The sequence below is a fragment of the Erwinia sp. MYb375 genome, from assembly GCF_037479175.1.
Classification (GTDB): Bacteria; Pseudomonadota; Gammaproteobacteria; order Enterobacterales; family Enterobacteriaceae; genus Erwinia; species Erwinia rhapontici.
Window position 1 is genome coordinate 123,275 of record NZ_JBBGZS010000024.1, and the last position, 19,568, is coordinate 142,842.

The 19,568-nt window shown below is 56.0% G+C and carries 11 protein-coding genes; 3 read left to right on the forward strand and 8 right to left on the reverse strand.

The window, feature by feature from the left end:
* Window positions 1–216: 216 nt before the first annotated feature.
* The 4 genes from WH279_RS22415 to WH279_RS22430 all read right to left on the reverse strand — a co-directional run bounded on the left by WH279_RS22415 (window position 217) and on the right by WH279_RS22430 (window position 7,248).
* On the reverse strand, window positions 217–1,533 hold the full coding sequence (locus tag WH279_RS22415; RefSeq protein WP_227535231.1) for a cytochrome c: 1,317 nt from the start codon (window positions 1,531–1,533) through the stop codon (window positions 217–219).
* A 10-nt stretch (window positions 1,534–1,543) separates the two neighbouring features.
* Complete coding sequence (locus WH279_RS22420; protein WP_167864302.1) at window positions 1,544–3,328, reverse strand: GMC family oxidoreductase; 1,785 nt, start codon at window positions 3,326–3,328, stop codon at window positions 1,544–1,546.
* Between the two features lie 2 nt (window positions 3,329–3,330).
* Window positions 3,331–4,068 carry a gluconate 2-dehydrogenase subunit 3 family protein gene (locus WH279_RS22425; RefSeq protein WP_339459023.1) on the reverse strand — a complete coding sequence of 246 codons (738 nt, stop codon included), beginning with the start codon at window positions 4,066–4,068 and terminating at the stop codon, window positions 3,331–3,333.
* Between the two features lie 333 nt (window positions 4,069–4,401).
* The gene (locus WH279_RS22430) at window positions 4,402–7,248 is read right to left on the reverse strand and encodes an EAL domain-containing protein (RefSeq protein ID WP_339459025.1); all 2,847 of its coding nucleotides are present in this window, start codon (window positions 7,246–7,248) and stop codon (window positions 4,402–4,404) included.
* Between the two features lie 455 nt (window positions 7,249–7,703).
* Here WH279_RS22430 and sbmA point away from each other — a divergent pair, with 455 nt between their 5' ends.
* Window positions 7,704–8,903 (forward strand): peptide antibiotic transporter SbmA, encoded by a 1,200-nt coding sequence (gene sbmA / locus WH279_RS22435; protein WP_200644068.1) that lies wholly within the window; start codon window positions 7,704–7,706, stop codon window positions 8,901–8,903.
* A 41-nt stretch (window positions 8,904–8,944) separates the two neighbouring features.
* On the opposite strand, the gene WH279_RS22440 is transcribed toward sbmA, so the two are convergent.
* A complete protein-coding gene (locus WH279_RS22440) occupies window positions 8,945–10,585 on the reverse strand; it encodes a dihydroxyacetone kinase subunit DhaK (RefSeq protein WP_339459029.1) in 1,641 nt (546 codons plus the stop codon).
* Window positions 10,586–11,183: 598 nt separating this feature from the next.
* On the opposite strand from WH279_RS22440, the gene leuA reads away from it, so the two are divergent.
* Window positions 11,184–12,851 (forward strand): 2-isopropylmalate synthase, encoded by a 1,668-nt coding sequence (leuA, locus tag WH279_RS22445; RefSeq protein ID WP_339459032.1) that lies wholly within the window; start codon window positions 11,184–11,186, stop codon window positions 12,849–12,851.
* Here the strand turns inward: leuA and WH279_RS22450 are convergent.
* The 3 genes from WH279_RS22450 to gltP all read right to left on the reverse strand — a co-directional run bounded on the left by WH279_RS22450 (window position 12,833) and on the right by gltP (window position 16,909).
* The gene (locus tag WH279_RS22450) at window positions 12,833–13,597 is read right to left on the reverse strand and encodes an AraC family transcriptional regulator (protein WP_200644065.1); all 765 of its coding nucleotides are present in this window, start codon (window positions 13,595–13,597) and stop codon (window positions 12,833–12,835) included. The genes leuA and WH279_RS22450 overlap by 19 nt on opposite strands.
* Window positions 13,598–13,683: 86 nt before the next feature.
* Window positions 13,684–15,228 (reverse strand): methyl-accepting chemotaxis protein, encoded by a 1,545-nt coding sequence (locus WH279_RS22455; protein WP_339459040.1) that lies wholly within the window; start codon window positions 15,226–15,228, stop codon window positions 13,684–13,686.
* Between the two features lie 379 nt (window positions 15,229–15,607).
* A complete protein-coding gene (gltP, locus tag WH279_RS22460; protein WP_133842632.1) occupies window positions 15,608–16,909 on the reverse strand; it encodes a glutamate/aspartate:proton symporter GltP in 1,302 nt (433 codons plus the stop codon).
* A 521-nt stretch (window positions 16,910–17,430) separates the two neighbouring features.
* On the opposite strand from gltP, the gene acs reads away from it, so the two are divergent.
* Window positions 17,431–19,386, forward strand: coding sequence for an acetate--CoA ligase (gene acs / locus WH279_RS22465; RefSeq protein ID WP_339459043.1), 1,956 nt, complete (start codon window positions 17,431–17,433; stop codon window positions 19,384–19,386).
* Window positions 19,387–19,568: the final 182 nt, after the last annotated feature.

Sequence of the window (19,568 nt, forward strand, 5' to 3'; positions counted from 1 at the left end):
AGTCCAGGGCGAGGCATGCCTCGCCCCTACGAGATCCTATCGTCCAGGGCGAAGCGTGCCTCGCCCCTACGAGATCCTATCGTCCAGGGCGAAGCGTGCCTCGCCCCTACGAATTCCTGTCGTCCAGGGCGAAGCGTGCCTCGCCCCTACGAATTCCTGTCGTCCAGGGCGAGGCGTGCCTCGCCCCTACGAAAGCATGATGTGTCGCTCAGCCCGTTACGGCGTCAACTTCTCCACATCAACATTCCCCTGCTGATGCACCACGGCCTCATCCTTACGCACCTTCGCCACATCACCGGCCGACACCGCAGACGTTGCGGTATTGCCCCAGCTGGTGCGGACAAAGTTCACCACATCGGCGACCTGCTGGTCGTTCAGACGCCAGCCAAACGCCGGCATGGTGATGGTGGTCGGTGCATCTTTCATGCCCGGCAGCTGTGCGCCACTCAGCACGATATGGATCAGCGACGTGGGATCTTCGGCCAGCACCACCGGATTCCCGCGCAGTTCCGGGAAGAAGCGTTTATAGCCGCTGCCATCGGTCTTATGACAGGCCGCGCAGCTGTCGACATACACCGACGCCCCGGTCTTGCTGTCATCGCCCTTCCACAGCGCTTTTGCTACCGTATCGTCCGGCGTGAAGCCCACCTGATTCGGATCTTTCGCGCCCAGCGACTTCAGATAACGGGCGATCGCCGTCGCATCCTCTGGCGTCAGGTGTTGCAGGCTGTGCTGTACGACATCGGTCATGCCGCCGAACACCGCCGTATGATCGTTGCGCCCCATACGCAGGAACTGCACCAGATCATCTTCGCTCCAGCGGCCCAGGCCATCACGCCCGTCACCTCTGAGATTGCTCGCCGTCCAGCCGTCAATCGGTGCATTGCTGCCGGAAAGGAAGTCGCTGCCCTCATCATTGTTCAGCGCTTTTTCCTGCATGGTAATGCTACGCGGCGTGTGGCAGGCGCCGCAGTGGCCCAGCCCTTCCACCAGATACTGGCCGCGCGCCAGCACCGCATCCTGCCCTTTGATTGGCTGGAACGCCTTCACATCCGGGGCAAATATTCCACGCCAGATCGCCAGCGGCCAGCGCATCGACAGCGGCCACGGAATGTCGCTCTCCTGATTCGCCTGTGCCACCGGCTTCACGCCGTGCATAAAGTAAGCGTACAGCGCCTGCATATCGTCGTCGCTGACCACCGCATAAGAGGGATACGGCATCGCCGGGTACAGCGTATCGCCGTTTTTCGCCACACCATGACGTACCGCTTTCTGGAAATCGTCGTAGCTGTAACCCCCAATCCCACTCTGCTTATCCGGAGTGATATTGGTAGAGTAGATCGTGCCGATCGGCGTTGCCATCGGCAGCCCACCCGCGAACGGCTCACCGCCCGCTTTGGTGTGGCAGGCCACGCAGTCCCCGGCACGGGCGAGGTAATCACCGCGTTGAATCAGGGCATCGTTGTTGTCGTCTGCCAGAGCGCTAAACGCCACCATGCCCGGCAACAGGGCAATAAGAAGTAACTTTTTCATCTGCTTATCCTTATGCCTGCACCAGTGGACCCGGGTTTTTCAGGTACTGTTCGCGAATCGCTTTCGCCGACCAGTAAGTCAGCGCTGCCACCATGCCCGTCGGGTTGTAGCCCAGCCCCTGCGGAAACGCCGAGGCACCGGGAACAAATACGTTCGGGACATCCCAGCTCTGGAGATAGCGGTTAATCGCACTGGTTTTAGGATCTTCACCCATGATCGCGCCACCGTTCATATGGGTGGTTTGATACACGGTGGTATCGAAGTGGGTTCCCGCCGCTTTCGGCGCACCACTGATCAGCTTAGGATTCATCGCTTCTGCAATCTTGTGCATCCGGCCATGCATAAACTGCGACATCTTGATGTCGTTGTCCTGCCAGTCAAAGGTCATACGCAGCAGCGGCTGGCCGTGCACATCCTTGTAGTTCGGATCAAGATCGAGGTAGTTATTGCGATAAGACTGATGTGCACCGTGGGCATCCATCGACACGTGGTGGGTATAGTGATCCGCCACCGCCGCCTTCCACTTGCTGCCCCAGTTCGGCGTGCCCGGAGGCGTTGGCAGGCCAGAAATCGGCTTCACGCCCGCCTGGTTAACCCACATTGGTGAACCGCCGACAAAGCCATATTTGGCATGGTCAAAGTTATCCGCATTGAAGTCATCCACGCCGACCCCCGCGCCACCGGCACCGATAAAGTTATTGGTGAAGACGTCTTTATCGAAGAAGGCTTTGATGGTGGAGATGTTCTGATAGGCGAAGTTGCGCCCGACGGTGCCTTCGTTGGTCACCGGATCGTACGGCTTGCCAATGCCGGACAGCAGCATCAAATGCACGTTATGGAACTGGAAGGCGGAGAGGATTACCAGATCCGCGGGTTGAACGTTCTCACGCCCCAGACCATCCACATAGGTCACCCCTGTGGCATGTTTCTTATCGTCGGTCAGATTCACACGCAACACATAGGCATTGTTGCGCAGCTCAAACTTCGGCTCCTGGCGCAGCGCAGGCAGGATATTCACGTTCGGTGAGGCTTTGGAATACATGTAGCAGGCATAACCGCTGCAATAGCCGCAGAAGTTGCACGGCCCCATCTGCGCACCGTAAGTATTGGTATAAGGGCCAGAGGTATTCGCCGAGGGCAGATCGTAAGGATGGTAGCCAATGCTTTCTGCCGCCTGGGCGAACAGCTGCGCGGAGTAAGTGCGCTTCTGCGCAGGCAGCGGGAAATCAGCAGAACGGTCCGGGGCAAACGGGTTACCTTTGCCGCCCTGGCCAACCACTTTGCCCTTCACACTCCACGCCGAACCGGACGTGCCAAACACGCGTTCGGCCTGATCGAAGAACGGTTCAAGTTCATCGTACGTGACGCCGAAATCCTGAATGGTCATGCCATCCGGGATAAAGCTTTTGCCATAGCGCTCTTCATAGTGGCTGCGCATGCGCAGTTCCATCGGGTCGACGCGGAAGTGCACGCCGGACCAGTGCAAACCCGCGCCGCCGGTGCCGGTGCCGGGCAAAAAGGCCGCCAGCTGACGGTACGGCTGGGCAGTCTGCGCGGCATTGTGACGAATGGTGACAGTGCTTTTTGACAGATCCTGGAACAGCTTTTTACGGATGTTATAGGTCAGTTCGTCAATCACCTGCGGATAGGCGCCATCAGGGTAAGTATCACGATGCGGGCCGCGCTCCAGCGCCACCACGTTCAGACCGGCTTCGGTCAGCTCTTTCGCCATAATCGCCCCGGCCCAGCCGAAACCAACGATCACTGCATCCACTTTTTTCTGTTCGTTTGCCATGGTTATGCTCTTTCCCCGCGAATTGATACCGGCGGCAGCGTGTAGCGCTCGCCGCGTTCTACCCAGTCCATAAAGTCGGCGCGTGCGCCTGGGAAGTTAATCAGCTGCCAGCCGACCAGGCCCTGATTACCACCGTGGATCGGGTCGCTGAAGAAGCCTTCGCGGGTGTTTTGTAACAGGAAGGAGAAGAAGGTTTTGGCCGGGACCTGGGGCAGTTCAATGCTGCCCGCTTCCAGCGCCTGTAACAGCGCATCCTGCTGCTCGCCGCTCAACTGCGCGAACACGTTGCCGTGCTGCTGTTTCGCCAGCGCATCGGCGTCGGCCAGGCCAAGACGGTAGATCTCACGTGGCGTCAGCGGCAGCTGATAGCCCAGCGCTTTATCGGCATCCGGATGGAACGGTCCCTGCATATACCAGTTGCTGCCCGTGGCGTACGGGGTGTTCATCTGGCGGTCAATGTACTCGGGAACGCCCGCTTCCAGCGCTCCGGGGCCACGCTCATCTGCCGGGATCAGTCGTGCGACTGCCGCCTGAAGGAAAGCGTACTCTTCCGGGGTAAACCAGGTGGGCTGATAGTCACGTGCTTTCTGCGGCCCGGTGGCGGCGGCCTCTTTCGCCACCGCAGGGGCGACGGCGGCCAGTGAACCCAGCCCTGCGGAGCCAATCGCCATCGCCGGGGCGAGGGTAATGGTTTTCAGCAGAAAATCCCTGCGTGTACTGCCTGTTTTTTGCTCTGACATGACATTGCCTTCTCAAACGCTCGCATCGGCGAGCGTAAAAATGGGGGTTGGATGATTTCTTAGTCACATGTAGTGTAGGGGTATTTTACTGCTCCGGCGGTTTAGATTGTTTTTGTTACCGGTAACAACATTCGCTACTTTAACAGTAATACGCACAGGGTGTGAGGGGATAGAAACAAAAAGGCACAATTTCATTAACAAATTACGTGGCAGGCAGAGGGCGAGGCATGCCTCGCCCCTACAGGGGAAGTCGTTGTGGACAGGGTTATGCCGGGCGGGAATAACATTGTGAACAGGATGATGTAGGGGTCGGGCATGCCCGACCCGGGGAGGTTAAAACTCTTGCAGGCGGCTTTCCGACGGCTGTGGTCGGCCAAAGTAGTACCCCTGGAACAGGGTACAACCTTCTGCTTTCAGGCGTTCAAACTGCTCGTTGCTTTCCACACCTTCCGCCGTGATCTGAATATCCAGGCTGCGGCTCATGCCAGTGATAGCACGGATAATCGCCAGTGCTTCACGACTGTCATGCATATCGTTAATAAACGACTTGTCGATTTTGATTTTGTCGAACGGGAACGATCGCAGATAGCTGAGCGATGAATAGCCGGTACCAAAGTCATCCAGCGCGATACGCACGCCTAAGGCCTTCAGCTTCTGCAAGATATGGATATTCACCAGGGTGTTATCCAGCAGTACGGACTCGGTGATCTCCACTTCCAGCCGGTGCGGTGCCAGACCGGAATCCTTCAGCGCGGCTTCGACCACCGAGACCAGCGCGCTGTTTTTAAACTGCAATGGCGACAGGTTTACCGCCACGCTTTGCTCACCCGGCCAGGTGGCGGCCTCACGGCAGGCCTCATACAGGGCATACGCGCCCAGGCTGTGGATCAACCCGGTCTCTTCGGCAATCGGGATAAAGTCCATCGGCATAATCATGCCTCTTTCCGGATGATGCCAGCGCATCAGCGCTTCATAGCCGATAATCTCGCGGTGCAGGTTGTTCGTGATCGGCTGGTAATAGAGTCTGAGCTGGCGGCAGGTGATGGCCTCACGCAGGTCGCTTTCAATCACCCGGCGCTTCTGTGCCATATCACTCATGGCCACGGTGAAGTGCTCAAAGCGGTTACGGCCGTTACGCTTGGCTTCATACAACGCCATATCTGCACAGCGCAGCAGTTCATCCGGCGTGGTCATGCCGTTGTCCGCAATCGCAATCCCCACACTCAGCCCGACGGACAGGTTATGACCATCGACGTTGAACGGCGGACGAAGGGTTTCAATCAGGCGGCTGGCGACCGCTTCGGCTTCCTGCTGATGCGTCAACCCTGGCAGCACAATCGAGAACTCGTCGCCACCGCTGCGTGCCAGCGTGTCCTGCTCGCGCAATACCGCGCGTAGCCGCACCGCCACTGAACGCAGCAGATCATCCCCCACCTGGTGACCCAGCGCATCGTTAACGTTTTTAAAATTATCCAGATCAAGGCCCAGCATTGCCGTCTTACGGCGCGCATCACGGTCTTCACGCAGCGCTTCGGTCAGGCGCTGGCTGAACAGAACACGGTTTGGCAGGCTGGTGAGGTTATCGTGATGCGCCATATGATGAATACGGGCATCGGCTGCGCGTTGATCGGTCACATCATCCGCGATCAGCAACACATAGTTATGGTGCTCATCGTTACCACGAATGATCGATGCGCTGCCATTGATAATGCGGTCACCGCCCGGCGTGGTCAGCAGCCGCTCGTTGCGCTGCATCCCTTCTTTGCGCTGCGCGGTGTCGGAGAGCTGCATAAAGTACTCGCCCATCTCTGCCGTCATGCAGTCCGGCGCACGTTTGCCGATAAAGTCACGCTGCGTGCCGCCCAGCAGTTTTTCCGCCTTGCTGTTGATCAACAAGATCTCGCGCGACACCACATCTTCAACGATGACGCAGGAGGGAATATTGGCAATGATGGTATCGAGGAATTTTGACAGTGAGGCCATTTTTTCACTGTTCTGTTCGGCCAGATCTTTCGAGCGCAGGATCTGCTGCTCGTACTCACGGACTTCGGTGCAGTCGCGGGTGATCTTGGCAAAGCCGATCAGTTGATCGTCGTCATTACGGATCGCATCGATCACCACATGAGCCCAGAAGGCGCTGCCATTTTTGCGGTAGCGCCAGCCGTAATCTTCGAAACGCCCGCTGATGGCGGCTATTTTTAAATTGGTTTCGGGCAGTTGCAACAGGCGATCCTGAGCGCTGTAGAAGCAGGAAAAGTGCTTTCCGACGATCTCCTCAGCGGTATAACCTTTCGCACGTCGTGCACCGGTATTCCAGTTCATCACCATGCCACGCGGGTCCAGCATATAGATGGCGTAATCTTTCACCCCTTCCACCAGCAGGCGGAATGTCTGCTCGCGTTCGGTTTGTTCGCGCTGCATACGGCGCTGCTCGGTGCAGTCGCGGGTAATTTTGGCGTAGCCAAGCAGCTTGCCGTCATCGTCATGTACCGCATCAATGACCACATGCGCCCAGAACGCGCTACCGTCTTTACGGTAACGCCAGCCCTGCTCTTCAAAACGCCCGGTGCGATAGGCCGTTTTCAGGTTCTGTTCCGGCAGTTTATTCAACCGGTCCTGCGAGCTGTAAAAACAGGAAAAGTGCTTACCGACAATCTCTTCAGCGGTATAGCCTTTAGAACGGCGGGCGCCTGCATTCCAGTTCACCACCAGGCCTTCCGCATCCAGCATGTAAATAGCGTAGTCGGTCACCCCTTCCACCAGCAGGCGGAAACGCTGTTCTTGCGCACGCTGCTCGCTCAGTAGCCGTTGTTGTTCAGTACAATCACGGGTAATTTTGGCGAAACCGAGTAACTCGCCACTCTCGCTGCGGATGGCATCAATGACCACATGGGCCCAGAAGGCGCTGCCGTCTTTGCGATAGCGCCAGCCCTCCGTCTCAAAGCGGCCACTCTCACGCGCAGTACGCAACCCAAGCTCAGGCAGGCCTTTTTGGCGATCTTCATAGCTGTAAAAGCAGCTAAAGTGCTTCCCGACAATCTCAGCAGGCAGATACCCCTTGGCACGCTGTGCCCCCGGATTCCAGTTAACGACGGTTCCATCCGGAGAAAGCATATAAATTGCGTAATCAACCACGCTTTGTACCAGCAGCCGGTACAGGACATCAGAGTTTTCATTCATTATTATTTTCGCCTGGACGCCGATGGTCATTTCCCCCGCTGCAGGGAATACTTTCAGCGCTGCAAAACGCCATTCGCTGGCGCAAAATATACCGCCCCCGCGCCCAGCGGGCAGCAGGATTCTTGTCTTTCAGTGTGCTCAAGCCACACGGGTATAAACCGAAAACATCAGCCAATTCAAGCTAATTCAATCGATTCACAGCAGTTCATTGATCGTTATCGGCTTTGGTTAAAAAATATTCAGCGTTAATTTTCAGAAGACCACGCTATATAGCGCGAATTTAAAGGTAAATTTGTTTTTTCGCTTCCACAAAATAAAGAGTACGGGCCAATTAATGGCATAAATAACCAAAGGAAATAAAGTATTTTCGTCACGGACATTAATAGATACAACCGTAACGAGATTACTCACAGTCAATCGCGGTATAACCACCAGACATTGACAGCGGAGTGCCTATGTTTAAATCCTTTTTTCCCAGGCCAGGGCTGTTTTTCAGCAGCGTGGCGATCTGGAGCCTGCTGGCCGTTTTGTTCTGGTTTGGCTATGCCGACAGCAAATTCGCTCATCTGATGATCCATTTAACCTGGATCCCCCCAGGCACGTTGCCCAACAACGCACTGCGTTTTATCTCGCCCGGCGAACTGGGTTTCTACAGTTATTACCTGCTGGCCACGCTGCTATTTGCCGGAGGCTGGTTTTTCTTCAGCCCGCATCCCTGGCAGCGCTGGTCAATTCTCGGCAGTGCGCTGATTATCTTTGTCACCTGGTTTTCCGTTCAGGTCGGCGTGGCGATTAACAGCTGGTATGAGCCGTTCTATGACCTGATACAAAAGGCAATGGCACACCCGAATACCATTCAGATCTCGGCGTTTTATACCCAGATAAACGGCTTTCTCAGTATCGCGTTTATTGCCGTGGTGATTGATGTGCTGAATCTGTTTTTTATCAGCCACTACGTGTTCCGCTGGCGAACCGCGATGAACAGCTACTACATGGAATACTGGCCGCGCCTGCGCCACATCGAAGGGGCCGCCCAGCGCGTGCAGGAAGACACCATGCGTTTCGCCTCGACGCTTGAGGATATGGGCGTCAGGTTGATTGATGCGGTGATGACGCTGATCGCCTTTTTACCGGTGCTGGTGGCACTATCAGTGCATGTAAAAACCGTGCCAATCCTCGGCCAAATCCCGTATGCGTTGGTCATAGCCGCGGTACTATGGTCACTGTTCGGCACCGGGCTACTGGCGGTGGTGGGGATTAAACTGCCAGGACTGTCGTTTCGTAATCAGCGGGTGGAAGCCGCTTACCGTAAAGAGCTGGTGTACGGTGAGGATGACGCACAGCGTGCCAGCCCACCGCTGGTGCGCGATCTGTTCAGCCACGTACGTAAGAACTATTTTCGCCTCTACTTTCACTATCTCTATTTCAATATCGCCCGTATTTTTTATCTGCAACTGGATGCGGTATTCAGCATCTTTGTGCTGTTTCCCTCGATCATCACCGGCGCGATCACCCTTGGCCTGCTGACGCAGATCACCAATGTGTTCGATCAAGTGCGCAACGCGTTCCAGTATCTGATCAATGCCTGGACCACGTTGGTGGAGCTGATGTCGATCTACAAGCGTCTGCGCAGCTTTGAGCGCGCGCTGGATTGAGGAGAGCGGGCTGACCGAAGAAGAAGGCCAGCCCGTGAGGATTAGCCTGCCAGCGCGGCAAACACCTTTTCTACCGCACAGGCTCCCGGATCTTTCACCCCGTCCAGGCTCTCCTGGTTGAGGTAAGAGGAGCGTCCGGCACGTGCGCTGCGCATGGTGCTGGTGCTGTCGGCCCCCTTTTTAGCCGCCGTGGCCGCTGCAGTCAGACCGTCGCCGTTAAGCAGTGCAGCAAAGGCAGGCTGTAGGGCATCAATCATCGTGCGATCCCCGACCTGCGCCCCGCCGTAGTGCTGCATACGCTCCAGACCCGCGGTGAATGCCTGTGCCAGCGATGCGCCCTGGGTGAGCTGCTGCCCGGCGGCGGTAAACATAATCGACATCAGCACTCCGCTGGAGCCGCCCATCACCGTGGCCAGCTTCTCACCCACCACCGTCAGCAGTGCCTCTGGCTGATTCAGTGGTAGCTCCCCGGCTTCGCTCGCCTCCAGAACGCTACGCGCGCCGGCCGCAAAGGTGGATCCGGTATCTCCGTCGCCCACTTTGGCATCCAGCTGGTTAAGCTCACTTTCCAGCCCGATCAGCGTCTGGCAAATCGTCGTGACGATCGCCGCGGTCGCCGGGTTGTCTGAAGGGGAACACGACTGTAGCGAGTCGGCCAGTTTGGCCGGGAGGTCGGCAACCGTCGCAGGCGCCATGGCCGGACTCCAGCCGCTGACCTCTACCGGTGCCAGCAGCGCGGTTTCCAGAGGGGGATCAAGCTGCATCACCGAGAGCGAGAAGCCTTTCATATCCAGTGCACTGACCAGCGTAGCGGGGCCGATCAGCAGCTTCACCTGTTTGCCCAGCGCCGAATGAAGCGCCTCACGCACCAGCACCGCCATTTCCAGCGCCGAGAAGCCGCCCAGATTGTTCACCAACAGGGCGAGCGGCCCATCGGTCTTTTTCGCCGTCAGCTGATGCACCAGTTCAGCGACGATCTCGCGGCTGTTCTGTGTTTTTAACGTTGAGGCCCCCGGTTCGCCGTGGATCCCCATACCCAGTTCGCTGCACCCTTCCGGTACGCGGTGATCGTCACGGGCCTCGCCCGGCACATGGCAGGTGGTGAAAGCCAGCCCGATGGAGGCGGTGGCATCACAGGCCTGCTGTGCCAGCGCGGCCACTTCCGTCAACGACTGGCCCTGTTCAGCAGCATAGCCCGCCACTTTATGCACCAGCGCCGTCCCGGCGATGCCGCGCGGCTGTGGGTTATCCGGCAGCGCAATGTCGTCGCGCACCATCACCATCTCCACCTGGTAACCCATCCCCCGGGCCTTTTCTGCCGCCAGCCCGAAGTTAAGACGGTCGCCAGTGTAGTTTTTGACGATCAGCAGGCAGCCCGCCTCCCCGGTCACATTGATAATGGCATGCAGCACTGCATCCACGCTGGGTGAAGCGAAGATATCGCCGCATACCGCTGCCGTCAGCATTCCTTTACCCACAAAGCCAATATGAGCGGGTTCATGACCCGAACCGCCACCGGAGATCAGCGCAACGCGTGACTTGTCCCAGTCATTGCGCACGACCACACGCATCTGGGGGCCCAGCGCCAGGCGGGCAAGATTGTGATGGGGGGTACTGAGCAGCACCCCTTCAATCGCGTCGTTCACCACCTGCTGTTTCTGATTCATGAAAAACTGACTCATTGCGCACTCCTTGTTAAATGAAGAATATTAGTTACCCTTTCAACTAATAAACAATACCCTACATTAAGGGAGATAGCCCGGGGATATTTACTCGTTCCCGCCAAAGATTAAAATCAGCCTCAATGACAACATTACGCTATATAAAATCGCCATCCAAACACCAAACCAACCAATTGATAATAATCAAATTAAATTCGACATTAATATTTTAATACATATTTCCCACAAAGATGATGTGTCAATGAAACTTCAGTATCAATCACACTTCTCTATTAAATATAATGCATTCCCCAGGCATTGCGTATATAACTGTCATCGGCTAACCACAACATAACAATATGCTGATTAGCCAATGATATAAAAGTCTAACGAGATGCAGCGCGGCAGGCCATCAAACACAATTACAGGCAAATCACTGCCCGCATCACATCTCAGCAGTCACGCCATCACCAGGGCGTCAAAAGGAGCAGGCTCAATCCCCTGCTCCTTTTTTTTCATCGTTTGTTGTCACTTTTCCATCCGCTGTTGTCAGTTTTGCGCCAGCCAGCCAGCGCATTTTCACCGCAGAATAGGCACTCACCCAACAAGGAGCCTGACTATGCTGCACCAACCTGCCGACAAATATCACGCCTTTCCTCCCGTCACACTGACCGATCGTCAGTGGCCTGGCCGCACGCTGACCACCGCCCCGCGCTGGCTCTCTACCGACCTGCGTGATGGCAACCAGTCACTGGCCGAACCGATGGATGGCGCACGTAAGAAAGCATTCTGGCAGTTGCTGATACAGTGTGGTTTCAAAGAGATCGAAGTGGCGTTTCCTTCAGCTTCACAGACTGACTTCAATTTCGTTCGTGAACTGATCGAAGAGCGGATGATCCCGGATGATGTGACGATCCAGGTACTGACCCAGGCCAGAGCCGATCTGATCGATCGCACGTTTGTCTCTCTGGAGGGGGCAAAGCAGGCCTGCGTGCATTTGTATAATGCCACCGCACCGGTGTTTCGCCGCCTGGTATTTCGTCAGAGCCGTGAGCAGATTATCGCACTGGCAGTGAACGCCACGCGTCAGATCCGGCAACGCTGTGAGGAGCAGCCGCACACGCACTGGACCTTTGAATACTCACCGGAAACTTTCTGCTTTACCGAAGCTGATTTTGCACTGGAAATCTGTGAGGCGGTAGCCGCCGTCTGGCAGCCCTGTGCCGAACGTCCGATGATCATCAATTTGCCTGCCACGGTGGAGGTCAGCACACCCAACGTGTATGCCGACCAGATCGAATACTTCTGCCGTCACTTTTCTCAGCGCCCGCAGGTGTGTATCAGCGTGCATCCGCATAACGATCGCGGCACCGGGATTGCCGCCGCAGAACTGGCACTGCTGGCCGGGGCCGATCGGGTTGAAGGCTGCTTATTTGGTAACGGCGAACGCACGGGGAATGTGGATCTGGTGACGATGGCACTGAACTTCTATACCCAGGGCATTCATCCACAGCTCGACTTCAGCCAGATGAAACAGGTGGTCGATGTGGTGGAGCAGTGCAACCAGCTGCCGGTGCATCCGCGCCATCCCTACGCCGGGGAACTGGTGTTTACCGCCTTTTCAGGCTCCCATCAGGATGCAATTAAAAAGGGCTTTGCCGCCCGTCAGCCGCAGGAGCGCTGGGAAGTGCCTTATCTGCCGCTCGACCCGGCGGATATTGGCTGTAGTTACGAAGCGGTGATCCGCGTCAACAGTCAGTCCGGGAAAAGTGGGGCGGCATGGATGATCGAGCAGAATCATGGACTGGCTCTGCCACGCGCCCTGCAACAGGACTTCAGTCAGCAGGTGCAGCAGATAGCCGATCGGGAAAGCCGTGAAATGACTCAGGCCGCCATCTGGCAGCTGTTTCGCCGGGTATACGGTCTGGAAGCGGCACATTTACAGCTGGGTGAGTACCGCAGCGAAAGCGACAGCCTGGGGCAGTTGCGTTTCGACGCAGGCATTCAGCAGGGCGACAAACATTACAGCATCAGCGGGCGGGGAAACGGCCTGCTGTCAGCGGCGGCCGATGCGCTGCGCCAGGCGCTGGATGTCTCCTTTACCATTCAGGATTATCACGAACATACACTCGGCCAGCGCAGTGACAGCCGCTCCGTCACCTATCTGCGCTGCATCTTCCCAGGCAATCGCAGCGCCTGGGGCGTCGGCATTGACAGCGATGTATCGCGGGCGTCGTTACAGGCGCTGCTGAATGCCGTGGCTCAGGATCAGTTGGCCGGGAAGTAGTCGCTGGGGGCAACGCCGAGGATACGGCGGAACATGGCGCTGAAAGCACTCTGGCTCTCATAGCCCAGCTCCAGTGATACCGTCAACACCGAGTCGCCCCGGGCCAGGCGCGTCAGGGCTTCCATCAGCCGGGCGCGCCGCACCCAGTCGCTGAATTGTAAGCCTGTCTCCTGATAAAAATGCCGCGCCAGCGTACGGCTGCTGACATTAATGCGTTGTGCGCTGTTTTCCAGCGTCCAGCGTTCGCCCGGTGCCGCCCTCAGCGCCTGGCAAAGCCCGACCAGGGCTGCACTCTGCGGTTCCGGCAGGTTGAAAGGCAGCACGCTCATCACCCGAATTTCATCAAGGATCAGTTCATAAATACGTTCAGCACGACTGGCGGGGGCATAACGTTCTGGCAGGTCGAGAGCGTTGACGATCAGCTCGCGCAGCAGGGGCGACACCTGCACCACCTGGCAACTGGCAGGCAGATCGGCGCGCGCCAGAGGGTCGATAAACAGCGTGCGTGCCGCAACGTCTCCGGTCATCTGCAACGCATGTTTCACCCCGGCAGGCAACCAGACGCCGCGTCCCGGCGGTACAACCCAGTGCCCGAGCGGCGTCTCAATCCGTACCACGCCCGTCAAAGTATGAACCAGCTGCGCACAGTTGTGATGATGCAGCGGCTCAACGTCGCCATGACGGTAATCGTGCGCATAGGGGATCAGCGGGCGGTGGGCAAAGGAGAAATCGACGGTAGCTGACATGGGGTTCTCGCAGATTAACGGAGAGTCAGCATAACAAATGTTAAGCGGGTCGGGCATGCCCGACCCTACAGATTTTCCCTGACAGGTTAACGGAACACGCTGATGGCTTCGACCAGACGCGTGGCCTGCCGCGTCATACGCCCGGAAGCCTGTGCGCCCTCTTCCACTTTTGCCGCATTCTGATGAGTAATGTTATCCAGATCTTCCACCGCCAGGCTTATCTCGCCGATGGCCGTGGCCTGTTCGGCAGTTGCCGCGCTGATCTGCGCGATCAACGACGTCACGTTCTGCACCTGGGACACAATGCTTTCCATCGTTTTACCCGCGTCATTGACATGCAGCGTGCCGGATTTCACTTTGTCAGCGCTGCTCTCGACCAGCATTTTGATCTCACTGGCGGCCTTGGCGCTGCGCTGTGCCAGGCTACGCACCTCTCCGGCAACCACGGCAAAACCTTTACCCTGCTCACCGGCGCGCGCGGCTTCCACCGCGGCGTTCAGCGCCAGAATATTGGTCTGGAACGCGATGCCGTCAATGACGCTGGTGATGTTGGCAATTTTCTTCGAACTGTCGGTGATCTCCGCCATCATCTTGACCATATCATTCATCGCTTCACCGCCCTGTACAGCGGCGCTGCTGGTGCTGATCGACAGGCTTTTCACTTCGGCAGCGGTTTCGGTATTGCTCTTCACCGTGGCCGTCATTTCATTCATGGTGGCCGCGGTTTGCTGGACGTTGGCGGCGGCCTGTTCAGTGCGGCGGCTCAGTTCGCTGTTGCCCTGCGCAATCGCGTCACTCGCGCTCAGTACATTAATTGCCTGGCCGCTGACATCATCCACTAACCAGCGGAACATCAGCCCCAGCTGACCAATCGCCCGCAGCGTGGTGCCCACCTCATCCACCCGGTCGATCTGCTCAACTTTATGATCGGCCCCGGTGGCCACGCGCAGCGCCTGCTGGCAAACGCGTTCAATCGGTCGTGAAATCTGCTGCTCCAGCCAGGCTGACGCCAGCAGCAGTAGCACCGCCATGCCCGCAGCAAAAATACCCAGCGCACCATGACTCAGCCCGAGTGCCCAGACGCCCAGCGTCGCCAGTGGCAGCAGTGCCAGCAACGCGGTGCGAATACGCCAGCGCAGCGGCAGGGTTTTGAAGACGGAGCGCCAGGCCATCAGGCCGGTACGAACAATCAGCCCTTTATGGAAACGCTTTCCTTTCGCACGCCCGCTACGGAAATCCTGATACAAACGCTCGGTGTCGCGGATCTCCTGCTGACTCGGCTTGGTGCGCACCGACATATAGCCCTGTACGTTGCCGTTACGCACCACCGGAATGGCATTAGCACGTACCCAGTAATGGTCACCATCTTTGCGGCGGTTTTTCACCAGCGCGGTCCAGGGTTCCCCCTGTTTCAGCGTCGCCCACATATCGGCAAAGGCTTCCGGCGGCATATCCGGATGACGCACCATATTATGGGGCTGACCGTTAATCTCTTCCGGCGTAAAACCACTCACCTCAATAAAGGCATCGTTGGCATAAGTGATATGGCTGTTAGTATCGGTGGTCGACATGAGTGTGGCGTCATCGCCAAACACATATTCTTGCTGTGTAACGGGCAAATTATTGCGCATGAGTTAAATCCTTGAATGGATCAACGAGAGTTGGACCAGGAAAAATTAGTAACGTTTTTTTATATTTTCGGCGCGAAATAGGGGATCTTTAGCAGGGGTTTTATAAATTTAGTGATCCGACCAACAAAGCTTGTAACATCGACGCACGGACGCTGACCCACAGCAAATCACGGTCTGGAAACAACAAAAGACCATGGTTTTAGTAAGCCTTTATTCTTCAGGGAAAATTTATGATATTGCCAATGCATCTTTATCAGGCGGGTAGGTGATGCAGGGGAATGCCCACAGATACCCCAGATAAAATGATAGCGATAAAGGAAGAGGTTCTTCGGGAAAGGTGATTCGGGCTGGCGATCAGGGCCACCAGCCCGTGGCGTTATCAGACTGAAGTCTGCGTTTTTAGCTGCGCTTCATAGGCTACGGCCTGTTTGGCATCAAACTGATCTTCCCACTTGGCAATCACCAGCACCGCCAGCGCATTACCCACCACGTTCAGCGCTGTACGCGCCATATCGAGGATACGGTCAACACCGGCGATAAATGCCAGCCCTTCCAGTGGAATACCCACGCTGCCTAACGTTGCCAGCAGCACGACAAACGACACACCCGGCACGCCCGCAATGCCTTTCGACGTCACCATCAGCGTCAGCACCAGCACGATTTCCTGCCCCAGAGAGAGGTCAATGCCGTACAGTTGGGCAATAAAGATTGCCGCGATGCTCTGATAGAGGGTGGAGCCGTCAAGATTAAACGAGTAGCCCGTCGGTACCACAAAGCTGGTGATCGACTTAGGTGCACCGTAGGCTTCCATCTTCTCCATGATACGCGGCAGGACGGTTTCCGAACTGGCGGTAGAGTAAGAGAGGATCAGCTCATCTTTCAGGATGCGGATTAACGTCGTAATACGCAGCTTACAGAAGCGCGCCACCGCACCCAGTACCACCAGCGCGAAGAACAGGATCGCCACATACACCAGTATCACCAGCTTAGCCAGCGGCCACAGTGAAGCGAAACCGAAGTTCGCGACGGTGACGGAGATCAGCGCAAACACCCCGATCGGCGCATAGCGCATGATCATATTGGTGACTTTGAACATCGCTTCTGAGGTTGAACGGAACACTTTCACCAGCGGGTCGCGGTGTTCAGACGGCAGCGAAGAGAGACCCAGGCCGAACAGCACCGAGAAGAAGATAATGGGCAGCATGTCGCCTTTCGCAATCGCCGCAAAAATATTCTGCGGGATCAACGACAGGATAGTGGTCACCAGACTGTGTGGCTGCCCCTGAACCTGCGCCGTTGTGGCTTCATACTTAGAGATGTCCACCGTTGCCAGCGTCGACATATCAATGCCGGAGCCGGGTTGAAACACGTTCGCCAGAGTAATTCCTGTCACAATGGCAATGGTGGTAATCACTTCGAAATAGACGATGGTTTTCACACCAATACGTCCGAGTTTTTTAGCATCACCGACACCGGCAATGCCGACAATCAGTGTAGAAATCACAATCGGTACAACGATCATTTTGATCAGGTGAATAAAGATATCACCGGCCGGGCTAAGAACGTTGGTGACTAACCATTCACGATTTTCTGGCTGATTATGCAATATCGCCCCAGCGGCGATCCCCAGCACCAGCGCAATCAATATTTGCCAGGCAAGGCTGAACTTTACGGCTTTCATAACGTGTCATTTCCTTAACAAAACCTGCTTTCCGCGTATGGCATGCGGAGTGAATAACACTCAAAGGAGGCTGACCGGGATCGGGCAATTCGCAGGTAGTGGATAGTTGAAACCTGATTGACAGGCGCGTAATCAGTACCATTTTCAACGGACTAAATGCAACCCTGCGAGAGATGTGGCTACTTTACTATCTATTAACAGGATAAAGCGCTAACTTTAACATGAGGAAATAAGTCTTTGTAATAATTAGAAATATTCAGAATAAAAACAGCATAGCTATGCATAACCCCGCCATTCCCCGCAGAAACAAAATGGTCTATATGCGCTTTTTTTGCACGACATGTCGTGCGCATCTCAGCGGTTCTGACGGTAAATGAATATCTTTAGAGCAGGCAGTTCCCCCGATTCCATCACATTCTGTTATGACGTGATCTGCCGCGCAAAAAGAAAACAAAGCCAAACCAGCGTCTTCACTTAACCTTTGATTGACATATTATTAACAATCTTCAAGGAGGCCAGCTATGAGCCAATCACATACCTACCCGGTTCCCGCGAACATTGCGGAAAATACCCAGATCAATGCTCAGCAGTACGCGTCAATGTATCAGCAGTCGGTACAGGACCCCGATGCGTTTTGGGGTGAACAAGGCAAAATCCTCGACTGGATTAAACCTTACACGTTGGTGAAGAACACCTCCTTTGCTCCCGGCAATGTCTCTATCCGCTGGTTTGAGGACGGCACGCTAAACCTGGCGGCCAACTGCCTTGACCGCCATCTGCAAACGCGTGGCGACCATCCGGCAATCATCTGGGAAGGCGATGACAGCAGTGAAAGCAAGACGATCACCTATCGCGAGCTGCACCAGGACGTCTGCCGCTTTGCTAACACCTTAAAAGCGCTGGGCATCAATAAAGGCGATGTCGTGGCTATCTATATGCCGATGGTGCCGGAAGCCGCCGTTGCCATGCTGGCCTGCGCACGTATTGGCGCTGTGCATTCGGTGATCTTCGGTGGATTCTCGCCAGAAGCGGTCGCCGGACGCATTATCGACTGTAACGCCCGGCTGGTGATCACCGCCGATGAAGGCATACGTGCCGGACGGACCATCCCGCTGAAGAAAAACGTGGATGATGCCCTGAACAATCCCAACGTCACCAGCGTGGGGAACGTGGTGGTGTTTCGTCGTACCGGTAAAGAGGTTGGCTGGAACAGCGATCGTGACCTGTGGTGGCACGAGCTGGCGAACAACGCCAGCCCCCATCACCAACCGGAAGAGGTGGGTGCAGAAGACCCACTGTTTATCCTTTATACCTCCGGTTCAACCGGGAAACCGAAAGGCGTGCTGCACACCACAGGCGGTTACCTGGTGTATGCCGCTACCACCTTTAAGTATGTATTTGATTACCAGGCGGATGATATCTACTGGTGTACCGCCGATGTCGGCTGGGTGACCGGCCACAGCTACCTGTTGTATGGCCCGCTAGCCTGCGGTGCCACCACGCTGATGTTTGAAGGCGTGCCGAACTGGCCAAAACCGAGCCGTATGGCGGAAGTGGTCGACAAGCATAAGGTGACGATCCTGTATACCGCCCCGACCGCCGTGCGTGCGCTGATGGCCGAAGGGGATAAAGCGATTGAAGGGACTGACCGCTCGAGTCTGCGTATTCTCGGGTCCGTTGGCGAGCCAATCAACCCGGAAGCCTGGGAGTGGTTCCACAAAAAAATTGGCAATGGCCGCTGCCCGATCGTGGATACCTGGTGGCAGACGGAAACCGGCGGTTTTATGATCACCCCGCTGCCGGGCGCGACTGCACTGAAACCGGGTTCTGCCTCGAATCCGTTCTTTGGCGTGCAGCCTGCACTGGTGGATAACGAAGGCAATGCGCTGGAGGGGGCCACTGAAGGCAACCTGGTGATCGTCGACTCCTGGCCGGGCCAGGCGCGTACGCTGTATGGCGATCACGAACGCTTCGAGCAGACCTATTTCTCGACCTTTAAAAATCAGTATTTTAGCGGTGACGGCGCACGTCGTGATGAGGATGGCTATTACTGGATCACCGGGCGCGTGGATGACGTGCTGAACGTTTCCGGCCATCGCCTGGGGACGGCAGAAATCGAATCTGCACTGGTGTCACATCCCTTAATCGCCGAAGCGGCGGTGGTGGGTATTCCGCATGGTCTGAAAGGTCAGGCAATTTATGCCTATATCACCCTGAATCATGGCGAAGAACCCTCACCCGAGCTGTATACCGAAGTGCGCAATTGGGTACGTAAAGAGATCGGCCCGATTGCCACCCCGGATGTATTGCACTGGACAGATTCATTACCGAAAACCCGTTCCGGTAAAATAATGCGTCGTATCCTGCGCAAAATTGCTGCCGGTGATACCAGTAATCTCGGTGATACCTCTACTCTGGCCGATCCTGGCGTAGTGGAGAAATTACTCGAAGAGAAACAGTCTATTAAAATGCCATAACCCACAGGGGCCACCGTGCCCCTGCTTTTCATCTTGACATCATAAACCTGCCGCAGAGCAGATCTGATCGCTTCACGTCTTAATATTGTCCGTACCAGGATATAACAAAAATATATTCCCTCGATCGTTGACGTTAATGCTTCAAGGATCAAAGGAATAACCCTGTATCTGGAGATATTACA

Coding starts and splice junctions, on each gene's coding strand:
- WH279_RS22430 (WP_339459025.1), bottom strand. CDS start 7,248: ATGAATGAAAACTCTGATGTCCTGTACCGGCTGCTGGTACAAAGCGTG.
- WH279_RS22455 (WP_339459040.1), bottom strand. CDS start 15,228: ATGCGCAATAATTTGCCCGTTACACAGCAAGAATATGTGTTTGGCGAT.
- sbmA (WP_200644068.1), top strand. CDS start 7,704: ATGTTTAAATCCTTTTTTCCCAGGCCAGGGCTGTTTTTCAGCAGCGTG.
- WH279_RS22420 (WP_167864302.1), bottom strand. CDS start 3,328: ATGGCAAACGAACAGAAAAAAGTGGATGCAGTGATCGTTGGTTTCGGC.
- acs (WP_339459043.1), top strand. CDS start 17,431: ATGAGCCAATCACATACCTACCCGGTTCCCGCGAACATTGCGGAAAAT.
- WH279_RS22440 (WP_339459029.1), bottom strand. CDS start 10,585: ATGAGTCAGTTTTTCATGAATCAGAAACAGCAGGTGGTGAACGACGCG.
- gltP (WP_133842632.1), bottom strand. CDS start 16,909: ATGAAAGCCGTAAAGTTCAGCCTTGCCTGGCAAATATTGATTGCGCTG.
- leuA (WP_339459032.1), top strand. CDS start 11,184: ATGCTGCACCAACCTGCCGACAAATATCACGCCTTTCCTCCCGTCACA.
- WH279_RS22415 (WP_227535231.1), bottom strand. CDS start 1,533: ATGAAAAAGTTACTTCTTATTGCCCTGTTGCCGGGCATGGTGGCGTTT.
- WH279_RS22425 (WP_339459023.1), bottom strand. CDS start 4,068: ATGTCAGAGCAAAAAACAGGCAGTACACGCAGGGATTTTCTGCTGAAA.
- WH279_RS22450 (WP_200644065.1), bottom strand. CDS start 13,597: ATGTCAGCTACCGTCGATTTCTCCTTTGCCCACCGCCCGCTGATCCCC.